17 protein-coding genes and 1 pseudogene are annotated in these 19,425 nt (G+C 72.8%); 5 read left to right on the forward strand and 13 right to left on the reverse strand.

What is annotated here, in order from left to right:
* Positions 1 to 82: 82 nt before the first annotated feature.
* The 4 genes and pseudogenes from Nocox_RS28885 to Nocox_RS28900 form a co-directional block, all read right to left on the reverse strand.
* Positions 83 to 1,681 carry a solute symporter family protein gene (locus Nocox_RS28885; RefSeq protein WP_051112729.1) on the reverse strand — a complete coding sequence of 533 codons (1,599 nt, stop codon included), beginning with the start codon at positions 1,679 to 1,681 and terminating at the stop codon, positions 83 to 85.
* A gap of 17 nt (positions 1,682 to 1,698) precedes the next feature.
* Complete coding sequence (locus Nocox_RS28890) at positions 1,699 to 2,028, reverse strand: DUF485 domain-containing protein (RefSeq protein ID WP_026215012.1); 330 nt, start codon at positions 2,026 to 2,028, stop codon at positions 1,699 to 1,701.
* Between the two features lie 103 nt (positions 2,029 to 2,131).
* The gene (locus Nocox_RS28895) at positions 2,132 to 3,343 is read right to left on the reverse strand and encodes a trans-sulfuration enzyme family protein (protein WP_020546449.1); all 1,212 of its coding nucleotides are present in this window, start codon (positions 3,341 to 3,343) and stop codon (positions 2,132 to 2,134) included.
* Between the two features lie 51 nt (positions 3,344 to 3,394).
* Positions 3,395 to 4,589 (reverse strand): annotated as a pseudogene (locus Nocox_RS28900) (RNA-guided endonuclease InsQ/TnpB family protein); the annotation flags it as partial.
* 152 nt (positions 4,590 to 4,741) lie between these two features.
* Here Nocox_RS28900 and Nocox_RS28905 point away from each other — a divergent pair.
* Complete coding sequence (locus tag Nocox_RS28905) at positions 4,742 to 5,737, forward strand: LacI family DNA-binding transcriptional regulator (RefSeq protein ID WP_033407900.1); 996 nt, start codon at positions 4,742 to 4,744, stop codon at positions 5,735 to 5,737.
* Between the two features lie 3 nt (positions 5,738 to 5,740).
* On the opposite strand, the gene Nocox_RS28910 is transcribed toward Nocox_RS28905, so the two are convergent.
* The 5 genes from Nocox_RS28910 to Nocox_RS28930 are packed head-to-tail and all read right to left on the reverse strand — an operon-like array spanning position 5,741 to position 10,086.
* Positions 5,741 to 7,228 carry a sodium/solute symporter gene (locus tag Nocox_RS28910; protein ID WP_020540562.1) on the reverse strand — a complete coding sequence of 496 codons (1,488 nt, stop codon included), beginning with the start codon at positions 7,226 to 7,228 and terminating at the stop codon, positions 5,741 to 5,743.
* The gene (locus Nocox_RS28915; RefSeq protein WP_020540563.1) at positions 7,225 to 7,665 is read right to left on the reverse strand and encodes a hypothetical protein; all 441 of its coding nucleotides are present in this window, start codon (positions 7,663 to 7,665) and stop codon (positions 7,225 to 7,227) included. The genes Nocox_RS28910 and Nocox_RS28915 overlap by 4 nt, the downstream gene beginning before the upstream one ends.
* A complete protein-coding gene (locus tag Nocox_RS28920; protein ID WP_020540564.1) occupies positions 7,662 to 8,411 on the reverse strand; it encodes a LytR/AlgR family response regulator transcription factor in 750 nt (249 codons plus the stop codon). Before Nocox_RS28920 ends, Nocox_RS28915 begins: the two co-directional genes overlap by 4 nt.
* Positions 8,412 to 8,444: 33 nt before the next feature.
* The gene (locus tag Nocox_RS28925; RefSeq protein WP_020540565.1) at positions 8,445 to 9,626 is read right to left on the reverse strand and encodes a sensor histidine kinase; all 1,182 of its coding nucleotides are present in this window, start codon (positions 9,624 to 9,626) and stop codon (positions 8,445 to 8,447) included.
* Between the two features lie 55 nt (positions 9,627 to 9,681).
* Positions 9,682 to 10,086, reverse strand: coding sequence for an HIT family protein (locus Nocox_RS28930; RefSeq protein ID WP_020540566.1), 405 nt, complete (start codon positions 10,084 to 10,086; stop codon positions 9,682 to 9,684).
* 55 nt (positions 10,087 to 10,141) lie between these two features.
* Here Nocox_RS28930 and Nocox_RS28935 point away from each other — a divergent pair, with 55 nt between their 5' ends.
* Entirely contained in the window at positions 10,142 to 11,668 is a 1,527-nt protein-coding gene (locus Nocox_RS28935; protein ID WP_020540567.1) for a DHA2 family efflux MFS transporter permease subunit, read from the forward strand.
* A 7-nt stretch (positions 11,669 to 11,675) separates the two neighbouring features.
* Positions 11,676 to 12,272 carry a TetR/AcrR family transcriptional regulator gene (locus Nocox_RS28940; RefSeq protein ID WP_020540568.1) on the forward strand — a complete coding sequence of 199 codons (597 nt, stop codon included), beginning with the start codon at positions 11,676 to 11,678 and terminating at the stop codon, positions 12,270 to 12,272.
* Here Nocox_RS28940 and Nocox_RS28945 read toward each other — a convergent pair.
* From Nocox_RS28945 to Nocox_RS28960, 4 genes are read right to left on the reverse strand one after another with little or no spacing between them, the layout of a single operon-like run.
* Positions 12,208 to 12,693 carry a protease inhibitor I42 family protein gene (locus Nocox_RS28945; RefSeq protein WP_020540569.1) on the reverse strand — a complete coding sequence of 162 codons (486 nt, stop codon included), beginning with the start codon at positions 12,691 to 12,693 and terminating at the stop codon, positions 12,208 to 12,210. The two genes, Nocox_RS28940 and Nocox_RS28945, sit on opposite strands and share 65 nt — an antisense overlap.
* On the reverse strand, positions 12,690 to 13,670 hold the full coding sequence (locus Nocox_RS28950) for a YihY/virulence factor BrkB family protein (protein ID WP_020540570.1): 981 nt from the start codon (positions 13,668 to 13,670) through the stop codon (positions 12,690 to 12,692). Before Nocox_RS28950 ends, Nocox_RS28945 begins: the two co-directional genes overlap by 4 nt.
* Positions 13,671 to 14,957: a DUF3618 domain-containing protein gene (locus Nocox_RS28955; protein WP_020540571.1), complete on the reverse strand. Its 1,287-nt coding sequence runs from the start codon at positions 14,955 to 14,957 to the stop codon at positions 13,671 to 13,673.
* Positions 14,954 to 15,334, reverse strand: a complete 381-nt coding sequence (locus Nocox_RS28960; RefSeq protein ID WP_020540572.1) for a phage holin family protein — start codon at positions 15,332 to 15,334, stop codon at positions 14,954 to 14,956. Before Nocox_RS28960 ends, Nocox_RS28955 begins: the two co-directional genes overlap by 4 nt.
* Positions 15,335 to 15,641: 307 nt before the next feature.
* Between Nocox_RS28960 and Nocox_RS28965 the strand changes: the two genes are divergently transcribed.
* Entirely contained in the window at positions 15,642 to 18,620 is a 2,979-nt protein-coding gene (locus Nocox_RS28965) for a DEAD/DEAH box helicase (RefSeq protein WP_020540573.1), read from the forward strand.
* 3 nt (positions 18,621 to 18,623) lie between these two features.
* On the forward strand, positions 18,624 to 19,412 hold the full coding sequence (locus tag Nocox_RS28970; RefSeq protein WP_020540574.1) for an SWIM zinc finger family protein: 789 nt from the start codon (positions 18,624 to 18,626) through the stop codon (positions 19,410 to 19,412).
* Positions 19,413 to 19,425: the final 13 nt, after the last annotated feature.

A 19,425-nucleotide genomic window follows, 5' to 3' on the forward strand; every position in this document is an offset into this window, starting at 1 on the left:
TCGGAGCCGGAGGCGCCCGGGCGGGGGTGGACGCCTCCGGTGATGAGACGCCCTCAGGGCAGGAGGCGCCTCACGCTCGCGGTCAGTGCTGGCCGGCCTTCTCGGCGCCGACGCCGGTCAGGGAGCGGACCTCGATCTCGGCGTACTTGGCCTCGTTGTGCTCCTTGCTCAGGATCGTGCCGAGCCAGCCGCACAGGAAGCCGATCGGGATCGACACGATGCCCGGGTTGCTCAGCGGGAACCAGTGGAAGTCCACCGTCTTGAACAGGGCCGTCGGAGCGCCGGAGACCACCGGCGAGAAGATCACCAGCAGGAGGGCGGAGACCAGGCCGCCGTAGATGGCCGCCACCGCGCCGGCCGTGTTGAAGCGCCGCCAGAACAGGCTGTAGAGGATGGCGGGCAGGTTGCCCGAGGCCGCTACCGCGAAGGCCAGGGCCACCAGGAACGCCACGTTCTGGCCCTGGGCGAGGATGCCGAGGCCGATCGCGACGGCGCCGATGACCAGGGCCGAGATGCGCGCCACCACGACCTCCTGCCGCTCGGTGGCCTGGCCGCGCTTGAAGACGTGCGCGTACAGGTCGTGGGAGAAGCTGGAGGAGGAGGCCAGGGTGAGACCGGCGACCACGGCCAGGATCGTGGCGAAGGCCACCGCGCCGATGAGCGCGAGCAGGATCGTGCCGCCGAACGAGCCGAAGATCTCCTCGCCGATCCGCTGGGCCAGCATCGGCGCGGCCGTGTTGCCCGCCGCGTCGCCCTCGGCGATCGCCGTCTTGCCGACCAGGGCCGCCGCGCCGAAGCCGAGGACCAGGGTGAGCAGGTAGAAGACGCCGATGATGCCGATGCCCCACAGGACGGACTTGCGGGCGTCCTTGGCGGTGGGGACGGTGTAGAAGCGGATCAGGATGTGCGGCAGGCCGGCCGTGCCCAGCACCAGGGCGAGGCCGAGGCTGATGAGGTCGATCTTGCCGGCCAGGCCCTGCGCCTCGGTGCCGTACTTCAGGCCGGGGCTGAGGAAGGCCTCCGGGTTGGCCTTGGGGCCGCTGGTCGCGGCGGCCTGGCCGAGCAGCGCCGACAGGTTGAAGCCGAACTTGCCGAGCACCAGCACCGTCACCAGCGCGGCGCCGCCCATGAGCAGCACGGCCTTGACGATCTGGACCCAGGTGGTGCCCTTCATGCCGCCGAAGACGACGTACACGATCATCAGGGCGCCCACGCCGACGATCGTCCACGCCTTGCCGGCGTCGCTGGTGATGCCGAGCAGCAGGCCGACCAGCGCGCCCGCGCCGACCATCTGGGCCAGCAGGTAGAAGATGCTGACCACGATCGTCGAGACGCCGGCGGCGGTGCGGACCGGGCGCGGGCTCATCCGGAAGGCCAGCACGTCGGCCATGGTGAACTTGCCGGAGTTGCGCATGAGCTCGGCGACCAGGAGCAGCGCGACCAGCCAGGCCACCAGGAACCCGATGGAGTACAGGAACCCGTCGTAGCCGGACAGCGCGATGATGCCCGCGATGCCGAGGAACGAGGCGGCCGACATGTAGTCGCCGCCGATCGCCAGGCCGTTCTGCACGCCGCTGAACGAGCGGCCGCCCGCGTAGTAGTCGGCGGCCGTCTTGGTCTGCCGGCTCGCCCAGAAGGTGATCCCCAGCGTCGCCGCGACGAAGGTGAGGAAGAGGATCATCCCGAGGGTGGTGGAGCTCACTTCGTCTTCTCCTCGACCTCGTGACGCAGCTTGTCGGCGATGGGATCCAGCTTCCTGTCGGCGTGCCTGGCGTAGGCCCACGCGATCAGGAAGGTGGACACGAACTGCAGCAACCCGAAGATCAACCCGACGTTGATGTCCCCGAGCAGCTTGGTGGCCATGAACCCGCGCGCCCAGCCCGACATCACGACGTAGAGCAGGTACCACACGAGGAACGCCACGGTCATGGGGAACGTCCAGGCGCGGAAGCGGCGTTTCAGTTCCTGGAACTCACTGCTCTCCTGGACGGTTTCATAGACCGATGCGTCATGTTCTTGAGTCGTCACGAGACCTCCACTGTGATGCGGATCACGCTCAACGTAAGAGCGCAACCTACCCCGCGTGGAGGGCTGGGACGGGGTTGTTCGCCGAGCCGCCGCCGAGCGGCGATTAGTTGGGGTGGACCTGCGGCGAAAGGTCCTTCTCGCGCGACGAGCGGTCGGTCATCCCGTTCACCCCTTTCAGCGCGTGATCGAGATCCTCGATCAGGGTGCCGGCCGGTTCGAGGCCGACGGACAGGCGGACCAGGCCGGCCGGGATGCCCATCGTGGCGCGCACGCTCTCCTCGGTGGACAGGGCCGGGGCGTTGACCAGGCTCTCGAAGCCGCCCCAGGACACGCCGATCCTGAAATGCCGCAGTCTGTCGAGAAAAGTCGCGACCTGGTGGGTGTCGTCCGTCGCCAGCTCGACGCTGAACAGACTGGAGAACCCCGACATCTGCCGCGCGGCGATCGCGTGCCCCGGATGCGACGGCAGGCCAGGATGGTTGACCTCCCGCACCCCCGGATGGCCGGCCAGGAACCGCGCCACCGCGAGCCCCCGCTCCTGGTGGGCCGCCATGCGCACGGACAGCGTCCGCAGCCCCTTGATCACCTTGGCCGCGTCGTGCGGCGACATGGCGGCGCCGTAGAGCTGGTACTCGGTCAGCGCGAGCGGCCTGACGAGCCGGGCCGGGCCGACGACCACGCCGCCGACCAGGTCGCTGTGGCCGCCGATGTACTTTGACAGCGAGTGCACCACCAGGTCCACGCCCAGCGTGAGCGGCTTCTGGAACAGCGGCGTGGACCAGGTGTTGTCCATCACCGTCACCAGGCCGCGCCCGCGCGCCCAGGCCGCGACCTCGGCGATGTCCACGATCGCGTACGCCATGTAGGAGGGCGACTCGAAGTAGAGTAGGCGCGTCCGCTCGTTGATAGCGCTGTCACACTCCGCGAGGTCGCCCACGTGCGTATGCGTGACCCCGAACTTCTCCAGGTAGCGCAGGAACTGCGTGGTCGGCCCGTAGACCGCGCCCAGCACCAGCACGTGGTCACCGGCCGACACCTGCGACGAGATCGTCGCCGCGATGGCGCCCATCCCCGAGCCGAAACACTTGGCCCGTTCCCCCCGCTCCAGCGCCGCGAGCTTACGCTGGGCGAGGTCGACCGTCGGATTGGTCCCCCGCCAGTAGACGTAGCGCTCGTCCTCGTTCCTGATGGCCTCGCCCAGTTCCTCGGCCGTCGCGAACGTGAACAGCGAGTTCTCGAACACCGGCGGATTGACCGCGCCCAGCGTCCACGGCTCGTCCTCGCCCAGCCGGCCGCAGATCCATTCGTCATTCATGGGGCAGAGTTTGACATCCTCCCCCTCGTGCACGAGGGGGATTCCGACCATCGCCGGTCGGCCTTCCTGCTTCACCGCCGATCGCCCCGCCCGGGAGGAGGACTCCCGTTTGAGGTCTTACACCAGCTCCACAGGCGTTTCAGCTCTCCGCCAGCCCGGCGGCGAGCACGTTTCTGGCCGCGTTCACGTCCCGGTCATGGACCACGCCGCACGCACAGGTCCACTCGCGGACGCTCAACGGCATGTCGTTCCGCAGGGCCCCGCAGACCGAGCACAACTTGGAGGAGGGAAACCAGCGGTCCGCCACCACCAGCGTGCGCCCGTACCAGGCAGCCTTGTACTCCAGCATGCGCCGCAGCTCCCGCCACCCCGCATCCGAGACGGCGCGAGCCAGCCTGCGGTTCCTGACCAGGTTGCGGACCGACAGGTCCTCCACGGCGATCACTTGATTCTCGGAAACCAGCCGGGTGGTGACCTTGTGCAGATAGTCGCGCCTGCGGTCGGCGATCCGGGCATGCACCCGCGCCACCTTCAGCCGGGCCTTGGCCCGGTTCTTCGACCCCTTCTCCTTACGGGCCAGCGCCCGCTGCGCCCTGGCCAGCCTGCGCCGCTCACGACGCTCATGACGCGGATTGACGATCTGCTCACCGCACGACAGCGTCGCCAGCATGGTGAGGCCCGCGTCCACCCCGACGGCCTGCTCGACCGGCGGCAACGGCGCGATCTTCTCCTCCACCAGCAGGGACACGAACCACCGCCCCGCCGCGTCCCTCGACACCGTGACCGTGGACGGCTCAGCCCCCTCCGGGAGTGGGCGCGACCACACGATGTCCAGCGGAGCTGCCATCTTGGCCAGGGTGAGCCGGCCGTCACGCCAGCGGAACGCCGAGCGGGTGTACTCGGCCGACGCCCGCGACCGCTTACGGGACTTGAACGCCGGGTACTTGGCCCGCTTGGCGAAGAAGTTCGCGAACGCCGCCTGCAGATGCCGCAGCGTCTGCTGCAACGGCACCGACGACACCTCACACAGGAACGCCAGCTCGGGGGTCTTCTTCCACGCCGTCAGCGCGGCCGACGACTCCGCGTAGGAGACGCCGCGGCCCTCCAGCCTGTAGGCGCGGGTCCGCTCTTCCAATGCCTTGTTGTAGACCAGGCGCACGCAACCAAACGTCCGGACAAGCTCCTCTGCCTGCTCGGAGGTCGGATGGAAGCGGTACTTGTAGGCCCGCTTCACCAGCTGCGCCACCCCTCGATCATATGTGCGAGATCACCCGCGCACCGGCCGAATCCGAAAGACGACGGCGGTCCGCCTGACGGCGTATCGCCTGCTCCTGCCCTGCTCCGCAGGAGTCCGATTCCTGCCCCGCCTGAAGGCGGGGGTCTCCTCGGAGGTATCTGATGACAGCGCGCAAGCCGACCATGGCGGACGTGGCCCGGCGGGCGGGCGTGAGCCTCAAGACCGTCTCCCGGGTGGTCAACCAGGAGCCGCACGTGCGCGCGTCGCTGCAGCAGCGGGTCCGGGCGGCCATCAGCGCGCTCGGCTACCGCCGCAACGAGGCCGCCGCCCGGCTCGCGCGCGGCGCCACGATGCTGACGCTCGGCCTGGTCATGGAGAACATCTCCAACGAGTTCTACGCGCGGCTCGCCGCCGCCGTGGAGGCCGCCGCGGCCGAGCACGAGGCGCTGGTCGTCTTCGGCTCCTACGAGGAGAGCCCCGACAAGGAGCGCATGCTCATCGAGTCGATGGCGGCGCGCGGCGTCGACTCCCTCATCGTCGTGCCGTCGGCCGCCGACCACGGATGGCTGGCCGAGCACGCGAGCCTCCGGATGGTGTTCGTGGACCGGGTGCCGCGCGGCCTCGCCGCGGCCGACGTGGTCGTGCTCGACGACGAGCGGGGCGGCCGGGCCGCCACCGAGCACCTGCTGGCGCGCGGGCACCGGCGCGTGGCGCTCATCTCCGACGACGACGGGCTGAGCTCCGTCCACGACCGGGCCGCCGGCTACCGCGCCGCCCTCGCCGCGGCCGGGCTGCCCGCCGACGAACGGCTGGTGGTGCACGGGGTCTTCGACCCGTGCCGGGTGGCGGAGGAGGTGTCGCGGCTGCTCGACCTGGCCGATCCGCCGACCGCGTTCTTCGCCGCCAACAACCGGGCGGCGATCGGGATCCTGCGGGCGCTGCGGGAGCGGCCGGAGCGGCCCGCGTACGTGGGGTTCGACGACTTCGCCCTCGCCGACGTCTTCAGCCCCGGGGTGACGGTCGTCCGCTACGACGTGCCGCTGCTCGCGCGGACCGCCGTGGACCTGCTGCTGCGCCCGCCGGAGGACACGTCACGGCTGGTGAAGGTGCCCGTCGAGCTCGTCCCCCGCGGCTCCGGCGAACTCCCGCCCCCCTGACCCCTAGGAGGAGCGCGGGCGCCAGTCGCCGCGGTTCAGGTCCAGGTTCTCGGGGGTGTGCAGGCGGACCATGACGCGCGCCACGTTCGCCGGCACCCGGTGCGGGGTCAGGAACGACACCGACACCATCACCACGAACGCGATCGGCACCGTCCACGCCGCGGGCTGGGCCAGCAGCGCCGCCGTGAAGCCGTCGTACGGCGCTCCCATGATCGTCGCCAGCACCGCGCCGCAGGCCAGGCCGCCGCCCACGAGCAGCCCCGCCAGCGCCCCCGTCGTGGTGAGGCGGCGCCACCAGATGCCGAGCACCAGCAGCGGGCAGAACGACGAGGCCGCGACCGCGAAGGCCAGCCCCACCACGTCCGCCACCGGGAGCTGGCGCGCCCACAGCGCCAGGGCCAGCGGCACCGCCACGGCCATGAGGGTGGCGATCCTGAACGAGCGCACCCCGCCCTTGAGCAGGTCCTGGGCGATCACCCCCGCCACGGAGACGGTCAGCCCCGACGAGGTGGACAGGAACGCCGCGAACGCCCCTGCGGTCAGCAGCGCCGTCAGCAGGTCGCCCAGGGTGCCGCCGATCATGCGGGCGGGCAGCGTCAGTACGACCGTGTCGGTGCGGGTCAGGTCGGCGGCGTAGAGGCGGCCGAGCCAGCCGTACATGGCGGGCAGCAGGTAGAAGGCGCCGAGCAGGGAGAGCACGACGAGCGTCGTACGGCGGGCGGCCTGGCCGTCGGGGTTGGTGTAGAAGCGCACGAGCACGTGCGGCAGCCCCATCGTCCCCAGGAACGTGGCCAGGATCAGCGAGTACGTCGAGTAGAGCCCGTACTCCCTGCCCCCGCTGAGCGGCGTCTGCCAGGTGGCGGCGTCCGCGGCGCTCACCCCGGGCGCGCCGCCCGCGCGCCAGGCCATGAGCAGGAACACCAGCGGCACGGCCAGCGCCGTCAGCTTGAGCCAGTACTGGAACGCCTGCACGAACGTGATCGAGCGCATGCCGCCCGACAGCACGTTGACCGCCACGACCACGGCCACCAGCAGCCCGCCGGCCCACGGGGGCGCGCCGGTGATCTCCCGCAGCACCAGCCCGGCGCTCTGGAACTGCGGCATCAGGTAGAGCCAGCCGATGAGGACGACCAGCACGCTCGCCGTCCTGCGCACGGTCATGGACTCCAGCCGGGCCTCGGCGAAGTCGGGCAGCGTGTACGCCCCCGAGCGCCGCAGCGGCGCGGACACCAGCACCAGCAGCACGAGATAGCCGCCGGTCCAGCCGACGGGCAGCCACAGCATGTCCACGCCGAAGGCCAGGATGAGCCCGGCGACGCCGAGGAAGGAGGCGGCCGACAGGTACTCGCCGCCGATGGCGGAGGCGTTCCACAGCGGGCTGACGGTGCGGGAGGCGACGTAGAAGTCGGACGTGGTGCGCGACACGCGGATGCCGAAGGCTCCGATGAGCACGGCCGCCACCACCACGACCAGCACGGCGGTGAGGCTCATCGGCGTTCGACCAGCTCGGCGAAGTGGCGTTCGTTGCGCTCGGCCTGGCGGACGTACAGCCACGCGCCGAGGACGAAGGCGGGGTAGATGAGCCCGGCGAGCACCGCCCACGGCAGCGGCACGCCGAGCAGCTCGACCTCGCGCAGCTCGGGGATGAGCAGGAACAGCAGCGGCAGGCCGCCCACCACGCAGGCCAGCACGGTGCAGACGAACAGGGCCAGCCGGAACTGGGTGCGCAGCAGGGAGCGCATGTAGACCTCGCCGAGGCCGGTCTGCTCGTCGATCTCGCGGGTGGCGGGATAGCGGGGGCGGCGCGCGGCGGCGGCGCGCGGGCTCGTCACGGCGACCCGCCGGGCCGTCTGGCCGCCGCCGCGGCCGGGACGACGGCCGGGGCGCGGCTCCTCCGGGGGCGTCGCGGGCGTTCCTCCGGTCGTCATTCCTGGCGTCCCTTCCGCGCGCGCCGGACCAGCAGGTCGCGCAGCTCCCGCGTGTGCCTGCGGCTGACCGGGATCTCGGTGCCGGCCACCCGGACGGTGCACCTGCCCGAGTCGATGTGCAGCTCGTCGATGTGCTTGACGGCCACGAGGTGGCTGCGGTGCACGCGGAGGAACCCGGCCGGGGCCCACCGTTCCTCCAGCGTCGCCAGCGGGATGCGGACGAGGTGGCTGCCGGCCGCGGTGTGCAGCCGGGCGTAGTCGCCGTGCGCCTCGACGTAGATGACGTCGGCGCTGGAGACGAAGCGGGTCACCCCGCCCAGCTCGACCGGGATCGTGTCGCTCTCGCCGCCTTCCGCCGGCACGTCCGCCGAGACGGCGACGCGCCGGATGGCCTCGGTGAGCCGTTCCGGCCGTACCGGCTTGAGCAGGTAGTCCTCGGCCTTGATCTCGAAGGCGTCCACGGCGTGCTCCTCGTACGCCGTCACGAACACCACCCGGGGCGGGTTGGCGAACTGCGACAGCAGCCGCCCGAGCACCACCCCGTCGAGCCCGCGCATGCGGATGTCGAGGAACACCGCGTCGATCGGCCGCCCGTCGGCGATGGCGCGGTCCAGCAGCCGCAGCGCCTGCGCGCCGTCCCGCGCGGTGGCGACCTCGCCGATGCGAGGGTCGGTGCGCAGCAGGTACGACAGGTCTTCGAGGGCGGGCAGCTCGTCGTCGACCGCGAGGACCCGGAGTAGTGCCATAGACAGTGATGAAACCGACAACAAAGATCAAGGTCAACGGGCAGAGACGCCCGGGTGATATTTCGGCAATCGGATGTTGACCTTGGTGCCCGCTCCTTCGCCGGTCTCGACGACGAGGCCGTACTCGTCGCCGTAGACCTGGCGCAGCCGCTCGTCGACGTTGGCCAGCCCGACGCCGCCCGCCGGGACGATCTCGCCCGCGAGGATGAGCCGCAGCCGGTCGGGGTCCATGCCGAGGCCGTCGTCCTCGACACTGATGCGGCATTCGGCCCCGGCGTCCTCGGCGACGATCGTGATGCGGCCGACGCCGTTGCGGCTCTCCAGCCCGTGCCGTACGGCGTTCTCGACGAGCGGCTGCAGGCACAGGAACGGCACGGCGACGGGCAGCACCTCGGGCGCGATGCGGAGGGTGACCTGGAGCTGGTCGCCGAACCTGGCCCGCTCCAGGATCAGGTAGCGGTCGATGGAGCGCAGCTCCTCGGCGAGGGTGGTGAACTCGCCGTGCCGGCGGAAGGAGTAGCGGGTGAAGTCGGCGAACTCCAGCAGCAGCTCCCTGGCCCGCTCCGGGTCCGTGCGGACGAAGGAGGCGATCGTGGTGAGCGAGTTGTAGATGAAGTGGGGGGAGATCTGCGCCCGCAGCGCGCGTACCTCGGCCTCCATGAGCCGGGTGCGCGAGCGGTCGAGCTCGGCCAGTTCGAGCTGGGAGTCCACCCAGCCGGCGACCTCCTGGGCGGCGCGGACCAGCCCGGCCGAGGCGCTCTGGCTGTAGGCGATGAGGGCGCCGACGACCCGGTCGTCGGTGGTGAGCGGCACCACGACGGCCTGCCTGATCGGGCATTCGAGCAGGTCGCAGTCGAGGGTGAGCACCTGGGTGCGGCCGTCCTCCAGGGTGGCGGCGGCGTGCTCGAAGGCCCGCTCGGCGTGGTGGTCGTCGCCCTCGCCGTCGTAGACGAGCAGCCGCTCGGCGTCGGCGATGGCCACCGCGGGCGCGTTGAGCAGGGCGCGCAGGTGCCGGGAGGCGCGCTCGGCTCCGTCGTCGGTGAGCCCGGCGCGCAGCGGCGGCCCGGCCAGCGAGGCGGTGTGCAGGGTCTCGAACGTGGCCCGCTCGGCCGGGCTGGTGCCCAGCTCGCGGCGGCCCCGGAGCACGCGCCACAGCACGATCGCGGGCACGCCCACGAGCACGGCGACCACGGCGCTGCCGACGACGTACTCCACGCGGCCGAAGCCTAGCCGAGGCCGGGCCCCGCGCACACGGGGCCGGGCGGGCGGCTCAGAGCGCGGCCGCGACGCGGGCGGCGTAGGACGCGGCCTCCTCGGCGGAGTCGTAGCGGGTGCGGGGCCAGAAGAAGCCGCGCAGGCCGTCCTTGCGGTGCCGCGGCACCACGTGCACGTGCAGGTGGGGGACGCTCTGGCTGATGCGGTTGTTCATGGCGACGAACGTGCCGTCGGCCTCCAGCCCCTCCTCGACCGCCCGTGCCAGGGCCTGCACGCGGGTGAAGAACGGCCCGACGTCGCCGAGGTCGGCCAGCGTCTCGGCGTGGACGCGCGGCACGACCAGCACGTGGCCCTTGAAGACCGGCCGGGCGTCGAGGAACGAGACCGCCACGTCGTCGGAGTGCACGAGGTGCGCGGGCCGCTCGCCCGCGACGATCTCGCAGAACAGGTCTGTGCTCACCGCTCGACCCTATCGGCTCGACACTTGGCGACAGCTTGTTGCTATCTTTAAGGACATGGTGTCGCTAAACGAGCGGACCCGGCAGAGCTGGCTCCCCCTCTTCGTGCTCGGCGTCGGCATGTCGATGATCATCATCGACGCGACCATCGTGAACGTGGCCGTCCCCTCGATCATGGCCGACCTGTCGCTGTCGGCGACCGACGTCGAGTGGGTCAACTCGATCTACTCGCTCACCTTCGCCGCCCTGCTGGTCCCGCTCAGCCGTACCGGCGACGCGCGCGGCCGGCGGCGCATGTTCGCCCTCGGCCTGGTCGTCTTCCTGGTGGCCAGCGTGCTCGCGGCCATGGCGGGCAGCGGCGCGCTGCTCATCGGCGCCCGCGTGCTCCAGGGCGTCGGCGCGTCGATGGTGGTGCCGATGACGCTGGCCATCATCAACTCCCTCTACGTCGGGCCGCGCAGGACGATCGCCTTCGCCGTCTGGGGCTCGATCATCGGCGGCATGGCCGCGCTCGGCCCGCTGCTCGGCGGCTGGCTGGTGACCGACCACGGCTGGCGCTGGGCGTTCTGGGTGAACCTGCCCATCGGCCTGCTCGTGCTGCTCGGCACGCTCAAGGTGCCGGAGTCCAGGGACCCCGACGCCCGCGGCTGGGACGTGCCCGGCGTGCTGCTGTCCGTCGTCGGCACCTCGGCGCTGGTGTTCGGGCTCATCGAGGGCCAGCGCTACGGCTGGTTCGCGCCGGCCGAGGGGCACACGATCTCGCCGATCCCGTTCGCGTTCGCACTGGCGGTGCTGGCGCTCACGGCGTTCGCGCTGGTCGAGCGGGCGCGGGCGCGGGCGGGCCGGCCGGTGATCCTGCACCTGTCGCTGCTCGCCATCCCCTCCTTCCGGTACGGCTGCCTCACCGCGATGATCGTCACCCTCGGCGAGTTCGGCATGATCCTCGTGCTGCCGCTGTTCCTGCAGTCGGCGATGGCGTTCACCGCGTTCGAGGCCGGCCTGGTCATCGCCTCGCTGGCGCTCGGGACGTTCCTGGCCGGCGGCGTGGTGCCGAAGCTCCGGCTGACCCCGCGCCTCATCGTCCGGCTCGGCCTGGCCCTGGAGGCCGTCGGCGCGATCGCGGTCGGCCTGTCCGTCTCCCCGTCGCTCGGCCACTGGACGCTGGTGCCCTGGCTCGTCCTGTACGGCGTCGGCGTCGGCTTCGCCTCGGCCCAGCTCCCGAACCTCACGCTGGCCCAGGTGCCGCCCCAGCAGTCCGGCGTCGCCTCCGGCCTGCAGAGCGCGATCCGCCAGCTCGGCGCCGCCATCGGCATCGCCGTGCTCGGCTCGGTCCTGGTGACCGGCCTCGGCTCGGCCATGGCCGAGCGCCTGCCCGCCGACCCGGCCCTCGGCAAGGCGGTGCGCGACAGCGCGGGCGCGGCCGTCGCCATGATCAAGGACCCGGCCAGACACTCCGCCGCGGTCGCGGCCGCCGCCGACGCCACCCGCCGGGTGACCGTCTTCACCGGGATCGTGCTGTTCGCCGGGGTCGGGGTGACGCTGCTGCTGCCCGATACTGGAGAGGGACGACGCGAGGAGGAGTGAGACAGCGGTGCCGAGGATCAGCGCGGCCACGGTGGCCGACCATCGCGCCGGCCGGCACGCCGCGCTGCTGGCGGCGGCGATGGAGATCCTGTCCGCCGAGGGCGCCGCAGGGCTCACCCCGGCCGCCGTCGGGGCCCGGGTCGGGCTGGCCCGCTCCAGCGTCTACCGCTACTTCTCCTCGACCGCCGACATCCTCGCCCAGCTCGTGGAGGACGCTATCCCGCGCTGGGCCGGCCGGCTGGCGAGCGCGGCGGCGACCGGCGACGACCTGGAGACGCGGGTGCGCGCCTACGGCGAGGTGACGCTGTCCTTCGCCGCCCACCCCGACCACGCGCTGCTGCGCGCCCTGAGCGCCGTGGACCTGCCGCCGGACTGCCGCGACCGGCTCGACCAGCTCCACGAGACGATGATCGGCCCGCTGCGCGGCATCCTGGCCGAGGCCGGGCACGACGACCCCGACCTCGTGGCCCACCTGGGCTGGAGCGTGCTCGGCGAGGGCCTGCGCCGGCTCGCCGCCGGGCCCGCCGACCCCGCCGCCGTCAGCTCGACGGTGCTGAAGGTGCTGGTCCGCGGGGTGTCGCCGGGCCGTCCTTCGTCACCGTGAGCGTGAAGACGGCCTCGCCCGACTGGCTGCGGCTCTCCTCGCTCTGCGGCGTGGCGCCGGTGCCGCAGCGCCAGCAGTCGAACAGCCTGATCTCGGCCGTGCCCGGCTGCTTGGCGTTGAACACGAAATAGACGGTGCTGCCCGCGCCGGGCTGGTCACCGCCGCCCTGGCGCTCCTCGCTGATGAACGAGGCCACCTTCGGGTCCGGCAGCGCCTTCAGCGACCAGCTGTCGCCCACCGACGCGTTGCCGGTCACCGCCAGCGAGAAACGCTGCCCGCTGCGCAGCTCCACCGGCACGGTGGCGCCCTTGGCGCCCTTGACCACCGTGCCGAAGTCGCTCACCGCCGAGCCGGCCCCGCACCCGCCGCAGCCGGCGAGAAGCAGCAGGCCGAGCCCGGCGGCGACCGTACGAAGTGTCATTCCGGCAGGCTATCGGCCTTCGGCGGGTCGCGGGGCACGGCGTACGGCTCCCGCTCGGCCGGGCGGCCCCCGGCGATCGAGCGCTGCCTGATCAGCTCGGCGTCGAGCTCCGCGCCGAGCAGCAGCGCCATGTTCGACAGCCACAGCCAGACCAGGAACACCACGATCCCGGCGAGCGCGCCGTACGTCTTGCCGTAGGAGGCGAAGTTGGCCGCGTACAGGGCGAACCCGCCGGAGACGATCACCCAGAGCACGATGGCCAGGATGCCTCCCGGCGAGATCCAGCGCAGGCCGGGCTGGCGCACGTTCGGCGCGGCCCAGTACAGCAGCATGATCAGCCCGGTGGCGACCAGCACCATGAGCGGCCACTTGAGGATGTCCCAGGCGAGCACCGCCGTCTCGCCCAGGCCGAGCGCGCGGCCGAGCGCCGTGGCGAGGTCGCCGGTGAGGGTGACGGCGATCGCGCCGAGCGCCAGCAGCACGGTGGCCAGCAGGGTGAGGCCGATCCGCAGCGGGGTCGTCTTCCAGAACGGGCGGCCCTCGCCGATGTCGTAGATCGCGTTGCCGGCCCTGATGAAGGCCGCGATGTAGCCGGAGGCCGACCACAGCGCGACCAGCAGGCCGACGACCGCCACGGCGCCCGCGGCGCCCGCGCCGTTCTGCGCCGCCTGGATGCTCGTCACCATCAGGTCGCGCACCTCGGCGGGCACCAGCACCATGACGGCGGAGAGCTGGGCCGCGGCGTCGCCCCGCCCCAGCAGCCCGAACACCGACACCAGCACGATCAGCGCGGGGAAGATCGACAGGACCGCGTAGTAGGTGAGCCCGGCGGCGAGATCCTGGAGGCGGTCGTCCTTGAACTCGACGACCGTCCGCCTCAGCACCGTCCACCAGGTCCGGCGGGGGAACTCGCCCGGTCCGTCGGGCACGCCGGTGGCTCCGGCGGCCCGCTCGGAGGCGTCTCGGGAAACGGTCACCTACCGGCTCCGCAGCTCCATCAGGCGACGGCGGACGACACGACCGATGGTCGGACGGCCCAGCACGCGGTCCCGGACCACACGACCGACCGTCGGACGGCCCAACAGCCGGTCCCGGACGACACGGCCCACCGTCGGACGGCCCCACACGCGGTCCCGGACCACACGACCCACCGTCGGACGGCCCAACAGCCGGTAGCGGACCACACGGGCCACCGTCGGACGGCCCCACACGCGGACTCGGACCACACGACCCACCGTCGGGCGGCCCGTGAGGCGTCCCTTGACGACGGCGCCCTTGATGACGCCGCCCTTCGTCACCCGGCCGGTCGTCAGGCGGGCCTTCATCACGCGGCCCGCCAGGTCGCCCCGCACCACGCGCTCCACCATCGTGCGGCGGGCGGCGGCGCGGCGGCGCGTCATCCGCCGTACGACGAGGGCGGCGACCGCCCCCGCGACGACGGCGGCGAGCAGCGCGGGACGCCGCCTCGCCTCCCCGGCGACGGCCTTCACCTGCTCGGGCGTGTGGTCGCCGACCTGGACGGCCATCTCGGAGGTCTTGTCCTTGATCGCGCCGGCGGCCCCGGCGGCACGGGCCCTGACCGTCCCCGCGGTCTCCGCGGCCCGCTCCCTGGCCACGCCCGCGGCCTCGGCGGCCCGGCCGGCGGCCTCGGACGCGCGCTCCCTGGCGACACCCGCGGTCTCCACCGCCCGCTCCCTGGCGACCTCGGCCGCCTCGGAGGCCCGCTCCCTGGCCACCCCTGCGGCCTCGGCGGCCCGGCCCCTGGCCACGCCGGCCGCCTCGGCGGCGCGGGCCCTGACGGTGCCCGCGGCCTCGGCCATCCGGTCCTTGGCCGCCTCGGCGGCGTGGCCGGCCCTGGACTTCACGTCCGCCTTGCCCGCCAGCGCGCTGACCGTGCGGCCCAGTTGCTCGCGGGTCTCCTCGATGTCCCTGCGCACGGCGGCTCTCCCGTCGTCCTCGTCCTCGTCGGCGGCGCGCCTCCGTCCACCGCGCTCGCGGTCGGTGCCGCTCACCTCCCGCATGGAACGTTCCTCCTCGCGCAGGCTCTCGATGGCCTCGGCACGCTCGTCGCGGATGGGCGCCTCGGGGATGAAGGTCTCGTGGCCCTCCCGCGCGGCCTCCGCCCGCAGGGCGTTCTCCTCGGCGCCGCGCCGGGTGGGCGGCACGTTGATGGACTCAGGCTCGGTCGGAGCGCCCACAGGGGCCCGGTGCGCGCCCACGTTGCCTGCGTGCTGGTCGCTGTATCCAGGATCCGTCTCGCTCATCGATGAGCCCTTTCCTTCACCATGTCGATGTCGGCCTTGACGCTCGCGATGGTCTCCTCGGGGACCGGCGGCGTGGCCCGTTTGACCTGGTTCTTGCCGACCAGGCCCAGGACGGCGGCGACGACGAACAGGACGACGCCCACGACGGCGGCCGCGACCCAGGCGGGCATGGCCAGAGCGAGGAGCAGGATGACGGCGGCCACGAGAGCGGCGGCGCCGAAGAAGGCGGCCGTTCCGGCCGCGCCGAACAGGCCAGCGCCGAAACCGGCGCGCTTGCCCTTCTCGGTGAGTTCCATCCTGGCCAGGCGGAGTTCGTCCTTGACCAGCCGGGAGACCTGTTCGGAAAGATCACTGACCAGTTTCTGGGTGTCGTTCACGATCGTTCGCCTCCTCCGTCGAGTGAGGCGACTACCCAGGCACCTGGCCTTCTATCACGGGCTATTTCCGCCTGGCGGACTTCAGGACGAAGGAAAGGACCTGCAGCACGGGATCCTTGGGCACGTCACACCAGTTGTCGGGCTGCTTCGGCCTGCTCCACGGCGACGGGAGCTCGCACGGCGGGGCCTGCGGCTTGGGGCGTTCGCACCACGGTCCGGGAGTACTCGTCATGTTTCCATTTTACTCCTTCAAGGTCCGCTTATATAAGCGCGAACGGTTTCCCGGGAGTGACGGTAATCTGCCCTGGTGCTGGTCGTACACGGGGTCTGGGCGGAGGACGGGCTCGCCTTCTGGGCGGAGGACGTCGAGGGCGGCGGGCCTGCGGCGCGGCCCGGTCGTGGCGCCGGCCCCCGCCCCCATCCCTTCGCGGCCCCGGCCGCCGCCGTCGCCGCCGCACTCGGCCTGAACGAGGCGGGCGAGCCCGCCGAGTCCCTTGGGCTCGGTGGCCGGACGCTGGAGCTGTTGTTGCCGGGGTCGGCCAGGGAGCCGTTGCCGTCGCCGGAGACGGGGCGGCTCGCCTCGACGGCGCGGCCGGGGCTGCGGCTGTGGCGGGTGCCGGCCGTCGTCCCGCCCGCAGGCACGGCGCTGCGCCTGCTCGCCGGCCGGCCGGGGACGGCGACCCTCCGGCACTGGGCGGCGGTCGCCGACCTCGCCCGCGACCTGGTCAGGAGGGGCCGCGTGCTCCCCCAGCTCGCCCTCGGGGCGGGCGGGGCGCGGGCGGTGTGGCGGCCGGTCCTGACCGGGGCCGACGGCGCGTACGTCCGCGACCTGGCCCTCGCCATGCCGCCCGCGTGCCGGACCTCCGGCACCGAGCGGCACTCCACCGACGTCCTGCGCGCGGCGCTGGAGACGTTCGCGGACGCGCTCGTCCGGCGGGCGCTCACCGAGCCGCTGGTCACCCGCCCCGCCACCCCGGAGGACCGCTGGCTCGCGGCCCTGACCGGCCCCGACCCGTCCTGCCCCGACGTCCCCGAGCTGCGCGCCGAGCTGGCCGCGTGGCACGACGCCGCCACGGCGGCCGAGGGCGCGGCCCGCGTGTGCTTCCGCCTCATGGAGCCCGTTGGGGACCCGGCTCACGGCGGGGAGGACGCCTGGCGGGTCGAGCTGGCCTTGCAGGCCGCCGACGACCCCAGCCTGTACGTCCCCGCCGCCGCCCTCTGGGCCGGTGAGCGCGCCCCCGGCCTGCCCCCGGCCCCGGAACGCGAGCTCCTGACCGGCCTCGGCCGCGCCGTCCGGCTCTACCCCGAGCTGGAGCGCGCCCTGCGGGTCCCGGAGCCGGCCGAGCTGGCCCTGGACACCGCGGGCGCGTTCGGGTTCCTGCGCCAGGCCGCGCCGCTGCTCCAGGCGGCCGGGTTCGGCGTGCAGCTCCCCCGCTGGGCGGGCCGCGCGAAGCTCGGACTCAGGCTGACCACCAGGACCAAGGCGCAGACGGCGGCCGTGAGCCAGGGGTTCGGCATGCGGGAGCTGGTCGACTTCCGCGTCGACCTGGCGGTGGGCGACGAGACGATCAGCGAGGAGGAGCTGGCCGAGCTGGCCCGGCTGAAGGTGCCGCTGGTCCGGGTCCGCGGCCAGTGGGTGGAGCTGGACGACCGGCAGCTCAAAGCGGCGCTGCGCGCCGTGGAGGGGGCGCGGGCCGGGGAGGCGGCGGCGGGCGAGATCCTGGAGCTGGTGGCCCGGCACGACAGCGAGCTGCCGCTGCTGGAGGTGGACGCCGACGGCGTGCTGGGCGACCTGCTGTCGGGCCAGGCCGAGCGGCGGCTGCGGCCGATCGCGACGCCGGCGGGCCTGGACGCGGTGCTGCGCCCCTACCAGGAGCGCGGGCTGGCATGGCTGAGCTTCCTGTCGGAGCTGGGCCTCGGCGGGGTGCTGGCCGACGACATGGGGCTGGGCAAGACGGTCACCACGCTGGCGCTGCTGGTCCACGAGGGGCGCGACGGGGAGGGGCCGGGGGCGCCGACGCTGCTGGTGTGCCCGATGTCGCTGGTCGGCAACTGGCAGCGCGAGGCGGCCAGGTTCGCGCCGGGCCTGCGCGTCTACGTCCACCACGGGGCGGCCCGCGACGCCGCGCTCGTCCGGGACGCCGACCTGGTGATCACCACGTACGGCACCGCCCACCGCGATCTGGAGGTCCTGAAGCGGCACGAGTGGCGCCGGGTGGTGTGCGACGAGGCCCAGGCCATCAAGAACAGCGGCACGCTGCAGGCGCGGGCCGTCCGGGCGATCCCGGCGGCCACCCGCCTGGCCCTGACCGGGACGCCGGTCGAGAACCACCTGGCCGAGCTCTGGTCGATCATGGAGTTCGCCAATCCGGGCCTGCTGGGGTCGCGCTCCCGGTTCCGTACGCGCTTCCAGGAGCCGATCGAGGCCCGCGAGGACGAGGAGGCCGCGCACGCGCTGCGGCGGGCGACCGGCCCGTTCATCCTGCGCCGGCTGAAGACCGACCGGTCCGTCATCTCCGACCTGCCGGAGAAGATGGAGGTCAAGGAGTGGTGCTCGCTCACGGCCGAGCAGGCGAGCCTCTACCAGGCGGTCGTGGACGACATGCTGGCGAAGATCGACGGCAGTGAGGGCATCGAACGGCGCGGCCTGGTGCTCGCCACGATGGCCAAGCTCAAGCAGGTCTGCAACCATCCGGCCCACCTGCTCAAGGACGGCTCCCGCCTGGCGGGCCGCTCGGGCAAGCTGGCCCGGCTGGAGCAGCTCGGCGAGGAGATCCTGGCCGAGGGCGAGAAGGCGCTGCTGTTCACCCAGTACGCCGAGTTCGGCGGCCTGCTCCAGCCCTACCTGGAGCGGCGGCTGGAGCGCCCGGTGCTGCTGCTGCACGGCGGCCTGCCGAAGAAGACCCGCGACCGCCTCGTGGACCGGTTCCAGAACGACCCGGAGCCGATGTTGTTCGTGCTGTCGCTGAAGGCGGCCGGTGTCGGGCTCAACCTGACGGCGGCCAGCCATGTGGTGCACGTGGACCGCTGGTGGAACCCGGCCGTCGAGGACCAGGCCACCGACCGGGCCTTCCGCATCGGGCAGCGCAAGAACGTGCAGGTGCGCAAGCTGATCTGCGCCGGCACCCTGGAGGAGCGCGTGGACGAGATGATCGAGCGCAAGAAGGCCCTGGCCGAGCGGGTGGTGGGCGCCGGCGAGGAGTGGCTGACCGACCTGTCCACCGGCGAGCTGCGCGAGGTGTTCCGCCTGACGGGCAGTCCGGCGGGCGAGGCGGGGGTGAGCTAGAGGATGGCCTGGTTCGAGGAGTTCGAGCACCGGGGCCCGATCCGCGTGGAGGGCGGTCTCCGGGCCCGCTCGAAGCGCGGCTCGATCGGCTCCACCTGGTGGTCGCGGCGGTTCATCGACATCCTGGAGCGCGTCTGCGACAAGGGCCGGCTGACCCGCGGCCGGGCCTACGCCCGGCAGGGCCAGGTCCTGTCGATCGACCTGGCCGCCGGGGAGGTCAGGGCGGCCGTGCAGGGCTCGCGGCGGGAGCCGTACGACGTCGTGATCAGGATCGAGGCGTTCGGCGAGAGCCGGTGGGCCGGGCTGGAGGAGGCCATCGCGGCGCAGGCCGTGCACCGGGCCCGGCTGCTGGCCGGGGAGATGCCGGAGGAGATCGAGGAGCTGTTCGCGGCGGCGGGGGCCGACCTGTTCCCGCGCGACCTCGACATGGACTGCTCGTGCCCCGACTGGGGCTTTCCGTGCAAGCACCTGTCGGCGGTGCTCTATCTGCTGGCGGAGGCGTTCGACGACGATCCGTTCCTGGTGCTGGCCTGGCGCGGGCGCACCCGCGAGCAGTTGCTGGGGTCGCTGGCCGCCGGCGAGGGCCCCGGCGTCCCCGAGGTGGAGGACGTGCCGTTCGCCGAGCGGCTGGCCGACTTCTACGCCCCCGGCGCCACCGCCCATCCGCCCGAGCGCCGGCCGGCGGCCGCCTCCCCGGCGCTGCTGCTGCGGGTCTTCCCGCCGCCCGGCGACCTGGGCCGGGTGCTCGCCCCCGCCTACGAGCGCATGGGCGAGGGCCCGGCGGCCCTCTGACGCCAGGGGCGGG

The organism is Nonomuraea coxensis DSM 45129, from assembly GCF_019397265.1.
GTDB classification, from domain to species: Bacteria; Actinomycetota; Actinomycetes; order Streptosporangiales; family Streptosporangiaceae; genus Nonomuraea; species Nonomuraea coxensis.